Origin of the sequence: Aestuariivivens sp. NBU2969 (genome assembly GCF_019931125.1) — a bacterium.
Classification (GTDB): Bacteria; Bacteroidota; Bacteroidia; order Flavobacteriales; family Flavobacteriaceae; genus Aestuariivivens; species Aestuariivivens marinum.
The window spans coordinates 228140-246108 of the sequence record NZ_JAIOUU010000002.1; the positions used below are offsets into that span (position 1 = coordinate 228140).

The 17969-nt window shown below is 37.4% G+C and carries 10 protein-coding genes and 1 pseudogene; 9 read left to right on the forward strand and 2 right to left on the reverse strand.

Annotation, left to right across the window (positions count from 1 at the left end; genetic code table 11):
- The first annotated feature begins 2 nt into the window (after nt 1-2).
- The 9 genes and pseudogenes from K7G79_RS02730 (at nt 3) to K7G79_RS02770 (ending at nt 12838) form a co-directional block, all read left to right on the forward strand.
- A complete protein-coding gene (locus tag K7G79_RS02730) occupies nt 3-950 on the forward strand; it encodes an SUMF1/EgtB/PvdO family nonheme iron enzyme (RefSeq protein WP_223548914.1) in 948 nt (315 codons plus the stop codon).
- Nucleotides 951-975: 25 nt separating this feature from the next.
- Entirely contained in the window at nt 976-2304 is a 1329-nt protein-coding gene (locus tag K7G79_RS02735; protein WP_223548915.1) for a Gfo/Idh/MocA family protein, read from the forward strand.
- A gap of 12 nt (nt 2305-2316) precedes the next feature.
- On the forward strand, nt 2317-3240 hold the full coding sequence (locus tag K7G79_RS02740; RefSeq protein ID WP_223548917.1) for a TIM barrel protein: 924 nt from the start codon (nt 2317-2319) through the stop codon (nt 3238-3240).
- Nucleotides 3241-3252: 12 nt separating this feature from the next.
- Nucleotides 3253-4695 carry a Gfo/Idh/MocA family protein gene (locus K7G79_RS02745; protein ID WP_370634180.1) on the forward strand — a complete coding sequence of 481 codons (1443 nt, stop codon included), beginning with the start codon at nt 3253-3255 and terminating at the stop codon, nt 4693-4695.
- Between the two features lie 14 nt (nt 4696-4709).
- Entirely contained in the window at nt 4710-5069 is a 360-nt protein-coding gene (locus tag K7G79_RS02750) for a transmembrane 220 family protein (RefSeq protein WP_223548918.1), read from the forward strand.
- A 102-nt stretch (nt 5070-5171) separates the two neighbouring features.
- Entirely contained in the window at nt 5172-7982 is a 2811-nt protein-coding gene (locus K7G79_RS02755) for a TonB-dependent receptor domain-containing protein (RefSeq protein ID WP_223548920.1), read from the forward strand.
- Nucleotides 7983-7993: 11 nt separating this feature from the next.
- A pseudogene (locus K7G79_RS02760) lies at nt 7994-10288 on the forward strand (ThuA domain-containing protein); the annotation flags it as partial.
- 72 nt (nt 10289-10360) lie between these two features.
- Complete coding sequence (locus tag K7G79_RS02765) at nt 10361-11353, forward strand: c-type cytochrome (RefSeq protein ID WP_223549036.1); 993 nt, start codon at nt 10361-10363, stop codon at nt 11351-11353.
- Nucleotides 11354-11395: 42 nt separating this feature from the next.
- Nucleotides 11396-12838: an alpha-L-fucosidase gene (locus tag K7G79_RS02770; RefSeq protein WP_223548922.1), complete on the forward strand. Its 1443-nt coding sequence runs from the start codon at nt 11396-11398 to the stop codon at nt 12836-12838.
- Nucleotides 12839-13094: 256 nt separating this feature from the next.
- Here the strand turns inward: K7G79_RS02770 and K7G79_RS02775 are convergent, their stop codons facing one another.
- Complete coding sequence (locus K7G79_RS02775) at nt 13095-13787, reverse strand: hypothetical protein (protein WP_223548924.1); 693 nt, start codon at nt 13785-13787, stop codon at nt 13095-13097.
- On the reverse strand, nt 13784-17797 hold the full coding sequence (locus K7G79_RS02780) for a discoidin domain-containing protein (RefSeq protein ID WP_223548926.1): 4014 nt from the start codon (nt 17795-17797) through the stop codon (nt 13784-13786). Before K7G79_RS02780 ends, K7G79_RS02775 begins: the two co-directional genes overlap by 4 nt.
- Nucleotides 17798-17969 lie beyond the last annotated feature (172 nt).

The following is a 17969-nucleotide window of genomic DNA, read 5'->3' on the forward strand; positions in this document are numbered from 1 at the left end:
TAATGAACTCGTGTTGTATTAAATTAATTTTTCTGTTTTATATTTTTTGTCAGGTTAACTTTGTCCAATCACAAAACTTCGAAGATTATTCTCAAACAGTAAATGGAGAGAACATTACTATAGACCTAGTTGCTGTAAAAGGAGGCAACTTTCAAATGGGCAATAACAATGGTAAAGAAGATGAAAAACCAGTCCATGAAGTCACCGTAAATGATTTTTGGATTGGCAAATACGAAATTACCTGGGACCAATACGATGCCTTTGTTTTTGGTGAATTTGGTCCAGAACAATTTAAAAGTAAAGACAAATTAAAAGATTTAGGAATCGATGCCGTTACCGGGGCAACCCCTCCTTATGTTGATATGAGCTTTAATATGGGAAAAGGCCGTTCTCCTGCTGTAAACATGACCCAATACGCAGCTTTAATGTATTGCAAATGGCTCTCTTCAAAAACGGGGGTATTTTATCGATTACCAACAGAAGCTGAATGGGAATACGTTTGCAAAAAAGGTAATACCAAAAAAGACTCCCTAAATGATATTAGTTGGTATGCTGAGAACAGTAGCGAAAAATATAAAAAAACAGGTACTAAGGAAGCCAACGATTTAGGTATCCATGATTTATTGGGTAATGTATCAGAATGGGTTTTAGATCAATACGATACAGATTATTATAAGAATTCACCTAAATCAAACCCTTGGAACAAGCCTACCAAACTATATCCGCGTGTATTACGTGGTGGATCTTGGAAAGACACTGCGGACAAACTATGCTGTTCTTCAAGACAAACTTCAAATCCAAAATGGAAACGCAGAGATCCTCAAATACCAAAAAGTAATTGGTGGCATACCGATGCCCCTTTTATTGGTTTTAGGGTAGTTAGGCCCAGAGTTCTCCCTTCAAAAGAAGACATAAAAGCATATTGGCTTAAAGCATTTACAGATTTTTAGCCTTCACCAATTAAAAACCACTAACATGGAACAAAAAAAAATATCTAGACGGCATTTTGTAAAAGAATCCTCTTTGGCAACAGGAGGCATTTTATTAAGCACTTCATTATTTGGCTCTCCCACCTCATCTTTTAAAAAGGAAAAAGCGTTAAAATTGGCCCTTGTGGGTTGTGGAGGTCGAGGTACAGGAGCTGTAGTCCAAGCTCTAAAAGCAGACGACAATGTAAAATTGATAGCTATGGCCGATGCTTTCGAAGATCAAATTGAAAAGGCTTTTACCAACCTATCCTCATTATTTGGCACTAGTCGTATTGAAGTAAAGCCAAGCATGAAGTTTGCAGGGTTTGGATCATACAAAAAAGCCATAGACGAAGCCGATGTAGTTATTTTAACTACGCCTCCCGGATTTAGGCCTCAACATTTTGAATATGCCATAGAACAGGGCAAACATGTGTTTATGGAAAAACCTGTTGCTACCGATATAGCAGGTATTAAAAAAGTACTCGAAGCTGCTAAGCTAGCTAAGCAAAAAAAACTAAACGTTGTGGTGGGTTTACAAAAACGCTACCAAACTGAATATTTAGAGGTAAACAAACGCATAAAAAATGGCGAATTAGGAAAAGTTATTTCCGGACAAATTTACTGGAATGGTGCCGGTGTATGGGTACGACCAAGAACAGCATCCATGACCGAAATGGAATACCAAATGCGAAATTGGTACTACTTTAACTGGCTTTGTGGAGATCATATTTTAGAGCAACATATTCACAATATAGATGTTGCCAATTGGTTTATTGGTGAACATCCCATTAAAGCTCAAGGTATGGGTGGTAGGGAGGTAAGGAAAGGAAAGGATCACGGACAAATATTCGATCATCATTTCGTAGAATTCACCTATCCTAGTGGCACTATTATTTCCAGCCAATGCAGGCATCAACCAGGATGTTTTAGTCAGGTAGCCGAGACCTTCCAGGGCACACAAGGCACCTCTTATACAGGAGGTGGCAATACAGCCATTTTGAAATCTTATTCGGGAAACAACATATACAAACATAATGGTGAAAATGACAGAAATCCATACCAGGTAGAGCACGACCGCCTTTTTGCTGCCATAAGAAGCAGAGAAGAAGTGATTAATGATACGGATATTGGAGTTGAAAGTACAATGACCGCAATTATGGGGCGTATGGCTACATATTCTGGTAAAGAGATTACTTGGGATGCTGCAATGGATTCTAATTTAGAGCTAGTACCCAATGAAGATCTCTTAGATTTCAACTCGCTTCCACCGGTAGTTCCAAACGAACATGGCGAATATCCTATACCTGTCCCTGGACAAACCTCATTTTTTTAAAATTTACCAAACGTGAAAAGAAGAGATTTCATAAAAAAATCAACAGCTACAGCATCTGCATTGAGTATTGGTGTTACGGGCTTACATGCTTTACAAAATTCAAAAAAAATAGTCTCAAAACATAAGTTCAAGCTGAATTACGCCCCACATCTAGGCATGTTTAAAAGCCACGCAGGCAACGACCCTATAGATCAATTACATTTTATAGCAGACCAGGGATTTACAGCTTTTGAAGACAATGGCATGAAAAATCGTCCTATAGATGTTCAGGAGAAAATGGCCAAAACCATGGAGAGCAGAAAAATTACCATGGGTGTTTTTGTAGCTCATAAAATCTATTGGAAAGAGCCCAGTCTAGCTAGTGGCAACCAAGCCAAACGCGAGGAATTTCTAAACCAAATTAAATCTTCAATTGAAGTTGCCAAACGCGTAAATGCGAAATGGATGACGGTTGTTCCCGGACATGTGGATCTAAGTCAAAATAAAGATTACCAAACTGCCCATGTTGTTGAGTCCTTAAAACGAGCTTCAACTATTTTAGAACCTCATAACCTGACTATGGTATTGGAACCTCTAAATTATAGAAACCACCCAGGATTATTCTTAAGCGGATCACCACAAGCATACCAAATTTGTAAAGCTGTAGATTCTCCTGCTTGTAAAATATTATTCGATATTTACCACCAACAAATTCAGGAAGGAGATTTAATCCCGAATATTGATGCTTGCTGGGATGAAATTGCCTATTTTCAAATTGGCGACAACCCTGGTCGCAATGAACCCACAACTGGTGAGATTAATTATAAAAATGTTTTTAAATTTATCCATAACAAAGGCTACAATGGTATTTTAGGTATGGAGCATGGCAATTCCATTAACGGTAAAAAAGGCGAAATAAAGGTCATTGAAGCATACCGAGCTTCAGATAGCTTCTAAAAATAGTTCTAAATGATGATGAAAAAAAATAACCCCAACAGCAGAAGATCTTTTATAAAAAATACTGCATTAACTGGTATAGGCATTAGTATAATACCAAGACATGTAATGGGAAAGGGTTTTGTACCTCCTAGTGACAAATTAAATATTGCTGTAGTAGGTGGTGGTGGCAAAGGCTATTCTGATGCATTAAACGTATGGAACAAAGGCACATCAAACATTGTTGCTATTTGTGATGTGGACTGGAACCAATCCAAAAGATTAATGGAAAAATTTCCAAATGCAGCTAAATACAAAGATTTTAGAAAGTTATTTGATGAGCAAAAGGATATTGATGCCGTAACAGTTTCTACACCAGACCATACTCATGCTGTCATTGCTATATCTGCTATTAAATCTGGGAAACATGTATATGTTCAAAAACCGCTCACTCACAGTATTCATGAAGCTAGAGTGCTTACAGAAGCTGCCAACAAACATAAAGTTGTTACCCAGATGGGTAATCAAGGAGCTTCTGGAGAAGGTGTCAAACAAATGATTAAATGGTTTGACGAAGGCATTATTGGTAATGTAAGTAAAGTACATGTTTGGACCAACAGGCCCGTGTGGCCGCAAGGCATTGCAACACCAATTGAAAAGCCAACTATATTGGATGGTTTGGATTGGGATACTTGGATTGGTCCAGCTCAATGGGTAGATTACCATCCGTTATACCATCCTTTTAAATGGCGTGGTTGGTGGAATTTTGGTACAGGTGCATTAGGCGATATGGGTTGTCATTTAATGGATCCCCCTTATAGGGTTTTAGGCCTAGGCTATCCAACCGAAGTTGAAAGCAGTGTTGGTGCTATTTTTAAAAGAGACTGGTCTCCAGAATATTTACCCGATTCCTGTCCGCCCTCTTCAAGAACACAATTAAAGTTTCCTGTATCAGCTAAAAATAAATCGGAAGTAACATTAACATGGACCGATGGAGGATTACGTCCCTTCCATCCCGATTTAATCCCGGCAGATCACCCTATTGGTGGCAATGACAGTGCTAATGGTGTTATCATGATTGGAGAAAAAGGCATTATGACCTGTGATGTTTATGGCAAGTTACCAAAAGTGTATTTAAACAATGGTGACTTGTTGACTTTTGATGATTCGGAAAAGAATTCCCTTCCAGAATATGGACACCATGTGTCTTGGGTTGAAGCTTGCAAAGAAGGCTATGACAAAACAAAACATAAGGCTTTAACCTCTTCATTTAATTATGCGGGGCCTTTAACCGAAAGCATTTTAATGGGTAACCTAGCTATTAGAAGCTATAACTTAAGAACCCCTAAGGGTAATGGATTTGAATATTCTGGTAGAAAAAAACTGTTATGGGATGGTGAGAACATGAAAGTTACTAATTTTGATGAAGCGAATCAATTTGTAAAAAGAGAATACCGAGAGGGGTGGACCCTATAAAACCTAGAACAATAGTGAATAAAACAATCAACTATCTTTTATTTGTAATCTTTCTCATATTTGCGATTTTGCAGCTTAATGATCCTGATGGTTGGATATGGTTTATCATCTATTTTATTGTAGCAATAATATGCCTTTTTCAAAATTTTATAACTATATCTAGAGCTCTCTTAGTTATTGTTATTATTGGGTTATTTGCTTATGCAACGTTTCACATTTCATTATTTATAGACTATCTAAAAACTAAACATAAAGAAGAAATTTTTGGAGCTATGGTCTATGAAAAACCTTATTTGGAAGGCACTAGGGAATTTATTGGATTGTTAATGGCTGCGGCTGCAATGATACATATATTGAAATCTAAAAAGTTCTGACAATTATTCTCAATAATTTATAAAAACCATTAACAGGTTAATTCGACTAAATAAATATCTTAGACTTTCAAAAAATAATCCAAAAATCGCTTTTAAAAACGTATGAGGAAGATTACAGTATTTTGTCTTTTTACATTAACAAGTCTATTTTTTAAGTCTGTACAAGGACAAACTACCCTAACAGGAGAAGTAAAAGACAATAACGGTAATTATTTAGCATATGCTAATATTCGTTTAACCCCCAATAATTTTAATACAACAACCAATTCCAATGGTGTCTTTACCCTAAGTAATGTACCTTATGGCGAGTATCTAATTACTATATCTCATTTGGGCTTTAAAACGTTAAAGGAAACTATTACAGTAAACCACGACAACACTACACACAACTTTACCTTAAATGACGACTTACTCAATTTACAAACCATAATAGTCACTGGTAGTTTTACACCTAAAATTGCGTTGGAATCAAGTACTTCTGTTAGTGAACTAAATGCTCAATCTCTCCAACTGATTTATACAATGGGCACTGCTAGTATACTCCAAAATATCCCCGGTACTTTTACCGATGTTTCTGCTGGTGAAGTATATACAAAAGTTTATACTAGGGGGATTTCTGCTTCGGCAGAAGATGATATGGGCTGGTACTATGTTTCCCTTCAGGAAGATGGGCTCCCAGTAAGCCTCGTTCAACATTCGTACTATGGCCCAGACCTATTTCATCGTGTTGACCTAACAACCAAAAAAGTAGAAGCTATTAGAGGTGGAAGTTCTACGATAACAGCTTTAAATGCACCAGGAGGCATCTATAATTTCATCTCTCATGGAATTAGAAATACTTTTGGAGGGCAAATTCAATTATCTGGTGGTTCACAGAGCGACAACAATACGCTCTATAGGATTGACGGGGAATTAGGAGGCCCTTTGGGAAATAATTGGTTTTTAAATTTGGGAGGCAATTACAGAAAAGATGATGGCTTGCGAAATACCGATTTCACCTTTAGCAAAGGTGGTCAACTTAAATTTAACCTTATTAAAAAACACCAACGAGGCCATATTAAATTTTACGGGAAATTATTGGATGACTACACTAATCGATGGACTGGTGTTGCTGCTACCAATTGGGATGACCCTACACCTGCTTTCGGACAAAACTTTAGTTCTACATCACTTTTAATGCCAAGTTATGATGCCAATATTCCTGATGGCAGAAATCTAGAAAAAACGAATAGTTTCAATCCCACTCAAGGAGTATATGCTCAAGATTTAGCTTTCGGCTTAGAACTGTTACAAGACTTAGGTAACAATTGGTCCTTTAAAAACAATTTTAAATTTTCTTCTAAAATAGCGAATTGGCAAACTTCAATAAGTAATACTTATGTGTCTTTAAGTGACCCCACAGCTTATTTTGTTAGTGGTGCAGGTTTCCCCATTGGGCAAGTGGTTTTTAAAGATGTAAAAACTGGCTCTGAACTTGCACGTGTTGACAATAGTGGTATTTTGGCTGGGCAACCAGCACAATACTTAAACAGTGGCACTTTACCAAATGATGCCATTATGGGCACATCGGCGTGGTATAAAGACATGAATGCCGATGAATTTATGAATCAATTCAGTTTAAGAAAAAAACTGGAAAAACATGATATCACAGCAGGTTTTGCTTTAGGATTTTCCAACCCTTCATTATTTACACAAGGTAGTTTTGCCTACGTTACTTACGAGCCTAACCCTAGAATGTTGCAGGTCACCTTGGAAAACCCTGGAAGCCCCTTAATCCAATTATCAGATTCCAATGGCGTTAGTAATTATGGCGGATTGTTTTATGTAAATGCAAAAGCTAAAGTGAAACAAGCAGCTCTTTTTATTAATGATCTATGGAAACTTACCGAGCATATCAATTTAGATTTAGGGTTGCGTTATGAAACCATTGGTCATAAAGGCCATAAAGACAGGTATGAGCCTTTTCTACAGAACGGTGGATTGGATGGAAATACAAACACTACTTACGATAATGGTGTTCTAACCCCAACAGGAGAAAAAGATAAATTCAATTACAACTATAATTATTTGTCTTTTTCTGGAGGGATCAATTATAACATAAATGATAGAACAGCTCTATTTACTAGATTTTCAAATGGGCATAAAGCCCCAGAACTCAATTATTATTTCAATAATTTTGATAATGTCCCTATAAACAAAAAAAGCCAAGTTCAAAACATCAATCAATTTGAACTGGGTGTAAAACAAAGTGGTAACGATTTTTCGTTTACTAGCACCTTGTTTTGGAGCGAGTTAAAAAACATTGGCATTGCTAATTTTGAATTCGATCCAAATAACAATAACATTTTTTACACGCCAATTCTTTTTAATACTTCAAAAACTATTGGTTTGGAATGGGAAAGTGTGTATAAACCTATACAACAAATTGCATTTCGCTTTAATGGTATTCTTCAAAATCCAAAGGCCTCTAAATGGAAGGTTTATGATGCTGCAGGCACCACGGATACCAGTGACGATTCAATTATAGATTATTCGGGCAAGGTATTGCCTTTTAATCCTGAGCTTATGTTTAACCTTGAGAGCGATTACAATAATAAAAAGCTATCGACCTTTATTAAATGGCAGTTTATGGGGAAAAGATACGGCAATGTTGCCAATGGTTTTAAGTTGTCTTCGTACAACATATTTAATATTGGAGGGGGTTATAAAATTAGCAATCATATATCAGTAAATGTATTTGTGAATAATGTATTTAACTCCTCGGGATTGGCAAACTTTTTTGGAGCCAACACATTTGGAGCCAACGCTAATGGAGCCACACCACAATTCATTTCAGCTAATCCCGATGCAAGTTTTGTAGTTTTTCCTATTTTGCAGCGTAATGCCCTATTTAGATTAAACTATAGTTTTTAAAAATTAGAAAGATGAGGCTAAATATTCTAAAACCAGTTTTAATATGTTTTGCCCTTATTGTTTTGGTTGCATGTACTACCAAGGATAAAAAAATATTGGTATTCAGTAAAACTGTAGAATTTAGGCATAGCTCGATTGAAATTGGAATCGAAGCCATTACGCAATTAGGATTAGATAATGGCTTTGAAGTGTTGGCAACCGAAGATGCCGCCTACTTTGTTGAAGATTCTTTAAAACAATTTTCAGCGGTTATTTTCCTAAACACCACAGGAGACATCCTTAATGAAGTGCAACAAGCAGACTTTGAACGTTATATACAAGCAGGAGGTGGTTTTGTAGGCGTACATTCGGCCACCGATACCGAATATGAATGACCTTGGTAGAACAAACTTGTAGGCGCCTATTTTAAAAATCACCCTAAAATTCAGGAAGCGACACTTCAAGTTATTGATAAAATGCATCCTTCAACAACATCACTCAATGATATCTGGAACAGAGAAGATGAATGGTATAATTTTAGGGACATCTACCCAGAAATAAAAGTACTTATTACAATAGACGAAAACAGTTACGAAGGCGGAACAAATGGCGATAACCACCCTATTTCATGGTACCATGAATACGATGGCGGACGTTCATTTTACACCGAAATGGGACACACCAACGAAACCTATGCAGACGCTACCTTTTTAAAACATTTGCTTGGTGGCATTACCTATGCCATAGGTAAAAACAAACTTGATTATAGTAAAGCAACAACCGATCGTGTTCCTCCAGAAAACAGATTTGTAAGACAGGTATTGGATTTTAATCTAAACGAACCTATGGAACTGGATGAGCTACCAGGACAAGGGATCTTATTTGCAGAACGCCGTGGTGCTCTAAAACTGTTTGATTTTAAAACCGAGCAAACCAAAACCATAGCCCAATTGGAGTTGTTTTATGACAATGAAGATGGACTGCTTGGTTTGGCCGTAGACCCCAATTATGAACAAAACCACTGGATATACCTCTTCTATTCTGCTGCAGGAGAAGAACCCATACAGCATATCTCCAGATTTGATTTAAAGGATGATAAACTGGATTTTGAGTCTGAAAAAATCTTACTAAAAGTCCCAACCATAAGAGCCTGTTGCCATAGTGGAGGCGCTCTTGAATTTGGCCCAAACGGAAATCTATTCATTTCTTTGGGAGACAACACCAATCCTTTTGAATCTTCTGGGTTTGCTCCCATAGACGAACGCGAAGAAAGAGCACTATGGGATGCCCAAAAGTCGGCTGCCAACACCAATGATTTACGCGGTAAAATTTTAAGAATTAAACCCGAAGACAATGGCACTTATTCCATTCCAGAAGGCAATCTTTTTCCAGTTGGTATGCCAAACACAAGACCCGAGATTTATATAATGGGCTGCAGAAACCCTTTTAGACCTTCTATCGATAGTGAAACTGGATATGTATACTGGGGTGATGTTGGCCCAGATTCTGGCAAAGACAATCCTAACCGAGGCCCTAAAGGCATGGGAGAAATAGATCAAGCCAGAAGTGCCGGAAACTGGGGGTGGCCTTATACTCGAGGCAATAACCAAGTGTATAATGATTATGATTTTAACTCAAAAACATCTGGTTCAAAGTTCGACCCCAATAATTTAATCAACGATTCACCAAACAACACGGGACTAAAAAAACTTCCCCCTGCACAAGAATCGCTTATTTGGTATTCTTACGATAAGTCTGAGGAATTCCCATGGTTGGGCAAAGGCGGGGTTAATCCTATGGCCGGTCCTATTTTCCACGCTTCAGACTATCCAAAAGCCAAAGACAAATTTCCATCTTACTTTGAAGGAAAATTAATTGTTTACGAATGGATGAGAGATTGGATTTATGTTGTTACACTAGACGACAACTACAATTATAAAAAATCCGAACCTTTTATGCCTTCTACCGAATTTTCACATCCCATGGATATGATTTTTGGTTCAGACGGACATCTTTATGTCCTAGAATATGGACAAAAATGGAAAACACAAAATTTAGATGCCCGGTTAAATAGAATATCATATATAAAGGGAAATAGAGAACCCATTGCTAAAATTATATCAGATAAAGTTGTAGGGGCCACCCCTTTAACCGTAAACTTCTCTGCGCTCGAATCTTTAGATTACGACAATGATCCTTTAACCTATGAATGGTTTTTTACAACTGATGAAGTACAATCAACATCTGCAACACCTAAGTTTACATTTACCAATTCGGGAACCTATAACGTAAGATTAAAAGTAACCGACAAAGAAGGCAAAACAAATAGTGCCAAAACCAAAATTTTAGTAGGCAACGATCCTCCAGAACTAAGCATTCAAATAGACACAGAGGACCTTATGTATTTTGATAACAAAAAGATAAACTACAAAGTAACGGTTAAGGACAATCAAGATGGTAGCACCACCGATGGCACTATAGCTCCCAATAAAGTTAAAGTTACTTTAGATTATATCCCCGAGGGTAAGGATTTAATTAAAGCTACTATTGGACACCAACAAAACACCGTTCCCGAAGGCAGAAAACTAATAGATGGCAGCGATTGCACAGCTTGCCACGCCAGCGACATTAAAGTAAATGGCCCTAGCTATACTAATATTGCCAAAAAATATTCAAAAGACGACATTGGGTATTTAGTAAGCAAAATTATAAAAGGTGGACAAGGCGTATGGGGTGAGACCATGATGTCTGCCCACCCACAATTAACCCCTGATGAGACCGAAAAAATGGTTCGATATATTTTATCGCTAAAACCAGACAAAAACTCTAATCAAAACCTCCTACCCCTTGAAGGAACTATAGCATTCAAGGATCATATTGGAAAAGATAAACAAGGCATCTATGTGTTGATGGCTTCTTATTTGGACAACGGTGCAGAAGGACAGCCAGAGTCAACATTATCGGCCCAAGAGAAAATGGTTTTCAAGTCTGCTAAAATTGAAGCCGAAGATGCTATTGAGAAAAGTGACGGCCTTGGCAATTGGAAGGCTCTAGATGAAACCTTAGTTGGCAGCATTCTTCATAATGCATACCTTAAATTTGATACCTTAAACTTGAAAAATTTGGAAAGTATAAAGCTTTCGACTTATTTCAACAACAATTATGCCTATGAAGGCGATGTTGAAATAAGAGAAGGTGCCCCAAACGGCAACCTAATTGGCAAAAACCATTTTAAATATTTCAACAAAGGCAAAAGTGCTTTAAAATATTACGATATACCAGTAAAACCCAAATCAGATAAAAATACTTTGTTCTTAGTTTTTAAAAATGAAAAGGACAAAGAACAATACATAACAAATGTAAATTGGATCTTGATGAATTATAGACGTTAGTTGATTATAAAACAATGCGTTCTAATTTTTAAACACCATAAAATGAATTTTTTAACCAAAAAACATACAACACCTGTTATTTTAATGACACTTTGCGCCCTATTGATGTTTAACTGTATTAGTAATGCACCAATAGATGCCCCTAAACCCTTTTTACCTGTCCCTAACAAGGCTCAATTAAACTGGCATAAGGCAGAATATATCATGTTTGTTCATTTTGGAATGAAAACTTTTTATCCCAGCAACGACCACATGGGCTATGGCGATGAGGACCCAGCAAAGTTTAATCCGGTAAAGTTTAATGCAAAGCAATGGGTGGAAGCCGCTAAAGCAGGTGGATTTAAAGGTATTGTATTGACAACCAAACATCATGATGGGTTCTGTAACTGGCAATCTGAACTATCGCCCCATAACGTTAAAAAATCACCATGGAAAGATGGACAAGGCGATATTATAAAAGAATTGGCCGAAGCATGTCGGGAAGGCGGTGTTTATTTTGGAATTTATGTTTCACTCATCGATAAATATTACGAAAAACACATTGCAGGAGACTACTCTGGGTATGATGAATACTATTACAATCAAATAAAGGAATTAAGCACCAAATATGGCACCATCGATGAATATTGGTTCGATGGATATAAAGCCAATAACCTAAATATTGATTATAAACGCATTTCAGATTTAATTAAAAAAGAGCAACCAAATGCAGTTATATACGACTCTGGGACTATGGTAGAACATATCCCCGATCGCTGTATTGCATTTCCAGGGAACCATGGAGGTATAACCCCCGACCAAAATTATCGAGTAGAAATAAACGACACTTTACGCTGGTATCCATCGGAGCCATCAATTATTTTACAAGGCAACTGGTTCCATAACAATACTCCTGTTGTTAGCCTTGAGAAAATACAAGATTATTATTTAACCTCGGTAGGTTATGGTGTTACCCCTTTAATGAACATTTCTCCAAATACCGATGGACTAATAGACGAAGAAACCGTTGAAAGACTTGTTGAATTTAAAACATGGGTCGACCAGTTACATGGCAATGATTTGACTAAAGGTAAAAATGTTAAAGTTTCAGCTACCAGCTTCCGTGGAAAAGCCAAACAATATGCCCCGAAAATGATTATCGATGATAACTATGATACTTTTTTTGCAACCAACGATGAAGAAAAAAATGCGGTTATTGAAATAGACTTGGGAGAAAAACAAGAAATAGACGGTTTTATTATTCAGGAATACATACCTCTTGGGCAACGCATTGATGGGTATACTATAGAGTGTCGTGTAGACGGCAAATGGAAAACGGTTTTTTCGGGCAAAAAAATAGGTTACAAACGCATCATACTAGAGGGTAGAGCCTCTGCTACAGATATTGAATTTCCTAAAAGTGATGGTATACGCCTAAAAATTGAAAATGCACTAGCATGCCCACTAATTAGCACTTTTCAAATAGTGGGCAATTTGAAAAACTAAAGCCTAAAAAAATTCCCATATGAATATTTTTTATAATTGACGTAAGATCGACGTCATCTAACCGATATTCAAAAACTTATTTTCGATACTATTTTTCTTCGAAAAATCACTCAAACCTGCCCGTCCAGTTAGGTGGGTTGACAGTTTTTTAATGAAAATAATGTCAGATTGAGTGGAATTCCAAAGAAATCTCGCATCCAAATCAAGTGATTTTCTTATATCTAACTCACGTTAATTATTAAGCTATATTTATAACTTAATTAACCTTAAAACTAAACACATCAGACATTGACGTGTTACCTTCTTCATCTATAGTTTTCACTTTCCAATAATAGCTCTTTCCAGAGCTAACAGATACATCATTCAAAACACTTTCCTGAATGTTAGCTTGAAATGATCCAGGAGGGTCTGCCTCTCCAAAGAACACCTCATAACTTTCAATATCGTTATCCACATCACTTCCCGTCCAATCCAGAGTGACTTTCCCATTAGATACCGTAACCGCTTCGTTATACGAAGGCGCTACAATTTCTGCCGGAAAAGGGGCATGTTCGGTAACACCTTCACCCGCATTATAAAACTTCCAAGTATCACTTGTTGCCGTTGATGTTGACTTTTTAGATTTTGAAACTACAAACCAAGAATAAGGTGTACCCCTATCGATATCGATGTCTAAAGAGGTACCTGTCGCTGTATATAGTTTTGAAGTTTGATCATTCAGATTTTTAACATTCACATCATAACTATCTGCAAAATTTGCAGCACTCCATTTAAATGTTACTGTACTCTTTTCACTATTGATAATCTGACCTTCGAAACACTCAGAATTATTTTCGGGAGAAACTAAAATAGCCTTTTCTGGGTTTGACACTTTCTTTTCTGTGGAATCCCCTCCCGAACTGCATGACACTACCAATAATGCCATACTTATATAGATTAACTTTTTCATTGTTTTACAACTTTAAAATTACGCTCACCGTTTTCTGTTTTTAAGCTAACGTGATATATTCCTGTAGCTAAAAAGGCCGCCTCTACTTTTACTGTCTGACTTGCAACCGCTAGAACACGTGCCAACACAAGCGTTCCATTGTTATTGTACATTTTAACAAAAGCCACCTTAGCCTCTTCACCTCCTAAATTAATATACAGGTCTTCTACAAATGGATTAGGGTATACCAGTATATCGTCATTAAGCATGATTGTTTTTTCGAATACGCCCTGACAATCTTTATTGGTCGTTACTTTTATAGTGTTTACACCAGACTTTAAGTTTAAGAAAACCTTGCTTTGCGTAGTGGTTGTGGTTTGTCCATTTAAAGTCACATTATATACCTCTCCATTAAACATTGACAGATCCACAGCCTTAGTATTCGTATCGAACTTTGCCAGCACAGCTAAATCGGATGGTTCTTTTACAGTAAGGTCGTAACAGCGCTCGAAGTTAGCCTCACCTTCTACCGTAATACACAATTGATAGACTCCAGCACTTAAATTATCGATGGTTAATTGATTGGTAAAACTGTAATTGGATTGGCCATTATCTCCTTGTAATGATACCTGATAGTTATGGGTCTCTACTGCTGTAATACTAATTGTTCCATTATTGTTGTTCCTGCATGTTTCTGCCACAACCTGGATATCAAAATTATTGACTGGTAAATTAAATACTTCACATCCGTTTTCATCCACCATCGTACCTATAGGAGTTTCTGGACAAAGATCATTGGCATCCAATACGCCATCGTTATCATCGTCGTCGTCGCAAGCATCCCCTAAGCCATCATTATCAAAATCGGCTTGGTCTGGATTGTCCACATCGGGACAGTTATCGTAGATGCATCCAACAAGTGTTAATTCTGCGATGGAAGTCCAGGCACCACCATTAACTTCAGACAGGGTCTTAATTCTCATGTACCTAGCTACTTCAGGTGTAGCAAACTCTAAACTTTGTGGTGCAGAGGAATTCTCGAAGGTTCCAGTAAAATCGGCCTCACCCCAATTTGTATTATCTGTACTGAAATAAATTTCATATTCATTTATTCGTCCATTTTGTCCACTCTGCCTTGGCAAATATGTAAACTTACTGAGACTGTAAAATCCTCCTAAGTCAATTTGGATTTCATGGGGGTAAGGATCTGTTCCCGTACTATATCTGGTATGCCAAATGGTATCTGGATCGCCGTCGAAAGCCATTGTTGCCAAACCTGGATAATTAACTTCTTCACTGTCTGCATACAATAAGGACCATTCTTCTTTTGGCAATTCTGCAGGATTACTACAGTCATTTATAGAAGGACAGGTTGTAGTGCTAACCATACCTGCGATGGTTTTTACATAATCGATTCCGTTTTGGGTTACGGTTAGCGTTACATCGTAAGAACCTGGGCTACCCAACACCACTTTAGGGTTTCTGATATTTACATCGCTAATATATTGAGGAGCTGGAGATATGTTCCATTTCCATGAAGCGCCGCTGTGTTTTAAAATAGAGTGATCGTCGAAATATAAGGTATCCGACATACAGTTAAATGCTTGTCTCTGCACCCATGGATTAACAATAGGCTTAAAATCTTCCTGCATGGGTGACTCCCATACACCACCACTACCAGCGACCCTAATTTTGCCGTCACGATAAAAAGGAATGGCTGTATTGACATCAAAATTTTGTGGATAGTTGTTTTCGAACAAACTCCAACTGTTCATATCGGACCTTCTATAATATATTTTGGCTCCGGTTCCGTTTCTTCGGGTGGTAAATAAATAGATAATTTCATTGCCCGTACTTGTAGGTTGAATAGCCAAACATTTGGTGTAGGCATCGATAGCTCCAGAAATATTGGTCCAAGTGTCCCCTCCGTCGGTCGATTTAAATACCAAACCCTTATCTGAAGACCAAGTACCATTAGCATAACAGGCATAAATGGTATTTTCATCGTAAGGCGAAACGACCAAACTTGTTCTGCCTTTCATTTTACTTCCGCCGTTAGACGAACTACTTAAAGCTGGTTTATGAGTCCATGTTAGTCCTTGATCGGTACTTTTATATAATCCGTTGCCTTTTACATCAACATACATCACATTAGGATTTGTTACACTAATTGAAACCCCCATGACTTTGTCGGAAAAAGTGTGAAGCGACTCAAAAGTAACGCCCATATCGGCACTCTTCCATAGGTCATTGCCCTCGCCCAAAAACAGGATCTCGTAATAATTTGGATGGTGTACCAGACTTCCCCTGTTACCTCCATATTCCAGCATGTTAGGAAACTTAGTAAACAAAAAGCGTCCTTCTTCTTGCTCCTCGGCTGTTTTGGGCAGTATCCATCCATTGCCCAAATCGTTAAACGCCACGTGCCTGCTTTTTCCCTGTAACACCCAACCTGTAGGGGATTCGGCACCTCCCATACGCAAGGCTTTATCTCCATAAAAATCGGCTATAGCGGTATTACCGTTATGGTATCTTCCTCCTACAACAATATCTTCATTCCATCCTTGATCGAAGCCCCACATATCGGATCCAATTAAATTGTTGATCAAAGGTTGAAAATCGTTTTCAAAGGCATCGGTAGAGAAGCTCATACCCCCATCGGTAGCGACCCAAACAGAACCATCACTTAGCCATTTCATATCCTGAATATCGGGATGTATGGAAAAGCGACCAAAATATCCTCCAATAGCATCAAACGTACTACCTCCATTAGAAGTTTTAAATAAGGTAGTGGTTCCTACAAAAAACTCATTTTCATTATTAGGATTGACTTCTAATACCAAATCGTAATATCCTTGGCCATTATTGTATTTAAAAGTATCTGTATTACAATCTATCACTTTACTCCATGTCCAGCTACCATTATTATTTGTTCCCTTATATAACTGTGGTGTATTATTATCGCTAAGTAGTGTTGTATATATAATATTTGGATTATTTGACGTTACTGCCAGCAACCCTCCACTGCCATCATTAAACTGATTTGGAAAATTTGGTAATGCAGTAAACGTATCCCCTCCATTAGAAGACATCATGGCATCTAATTTGCTCGAGGCATTTTGCTTTAACGCATATAATACATTGGAATCTCCTGGTTTAAACTCCACATCATAAAATTTTCCCGAAGCTTTATTGGTCCAATTAGTACCATCGTTGGAACTTATATAAATTCCTTGGTTTGTAGACGCCACTATCTTACTCGGGTTGGTATGGTCTATTAGAATATGGTTGGCCTCTACATTACTTAATACCACATTCCAGGTAATGCCTCCATCTGTTGTTTTATGAATTTTACCCAAACTGGCCATGTATACGATATTGGGATTGGTTGGATGTATAGTTATGGCCGTAATGCCTCCTAACGCATAATTTGGTGCAAGTAAAGTCCAATTTTGGCCTTTATCGACAGATTTGTTGAGATACCCAGTTTCAGTACCCACATATATAATGTCTGTATTTGAAGGGGCTACTGCCAAGCTATACACATTCACCTGCCAGGGTGCTACCCCAGGTATTCCCATAGAGCCATCATTTAACCAAAAGGTTTGTTTGGGTCCCAAAAACGTCCAATTGGAATTGGAAGCATCTACTGTTTTATTCACTCCTGATGTTTTAGCCAAAGCATTTTGGGTCTTTGCTATTTGATCGAAGTCGGGTATAACAATTTCTCCTTTATCATTGACATATGATGCCACCACCTGCCTCCAAATTTTATAATAGCGTGTTATGGGGCTCTTTTGCTTTCCATAGGTAGCGGTATACTCTTTAAATCCTTGTTCTATTTCGAAATAGTTGGTTGGATATTCGTAGAGCTTTTTGGCCCATTCTGGGAAATTATTGTCAAACAAGGGCTTGTAGGTCTTAATGATTCCTGGAAGATCATCGTAAGGGGTATATAATTGCTGGGCGTTCAAGACGCCAACATATACCAACAACATAAAGGTTATTGCATATTTTAGTTGTTTCATCATAGTTATGTAAAAGGGTTTCATGGTTATTTTGGTTGTATTATTCACACACTAAACCTTAACAATTTATGCTAAGTTACTATTATTTCCAAACATTTAAACACGTAACAAATTTTAAAATTTTATGTGAATGTTTTCGGGGTCATTTTAAGCTTAATGGTGGATTATTTACCCA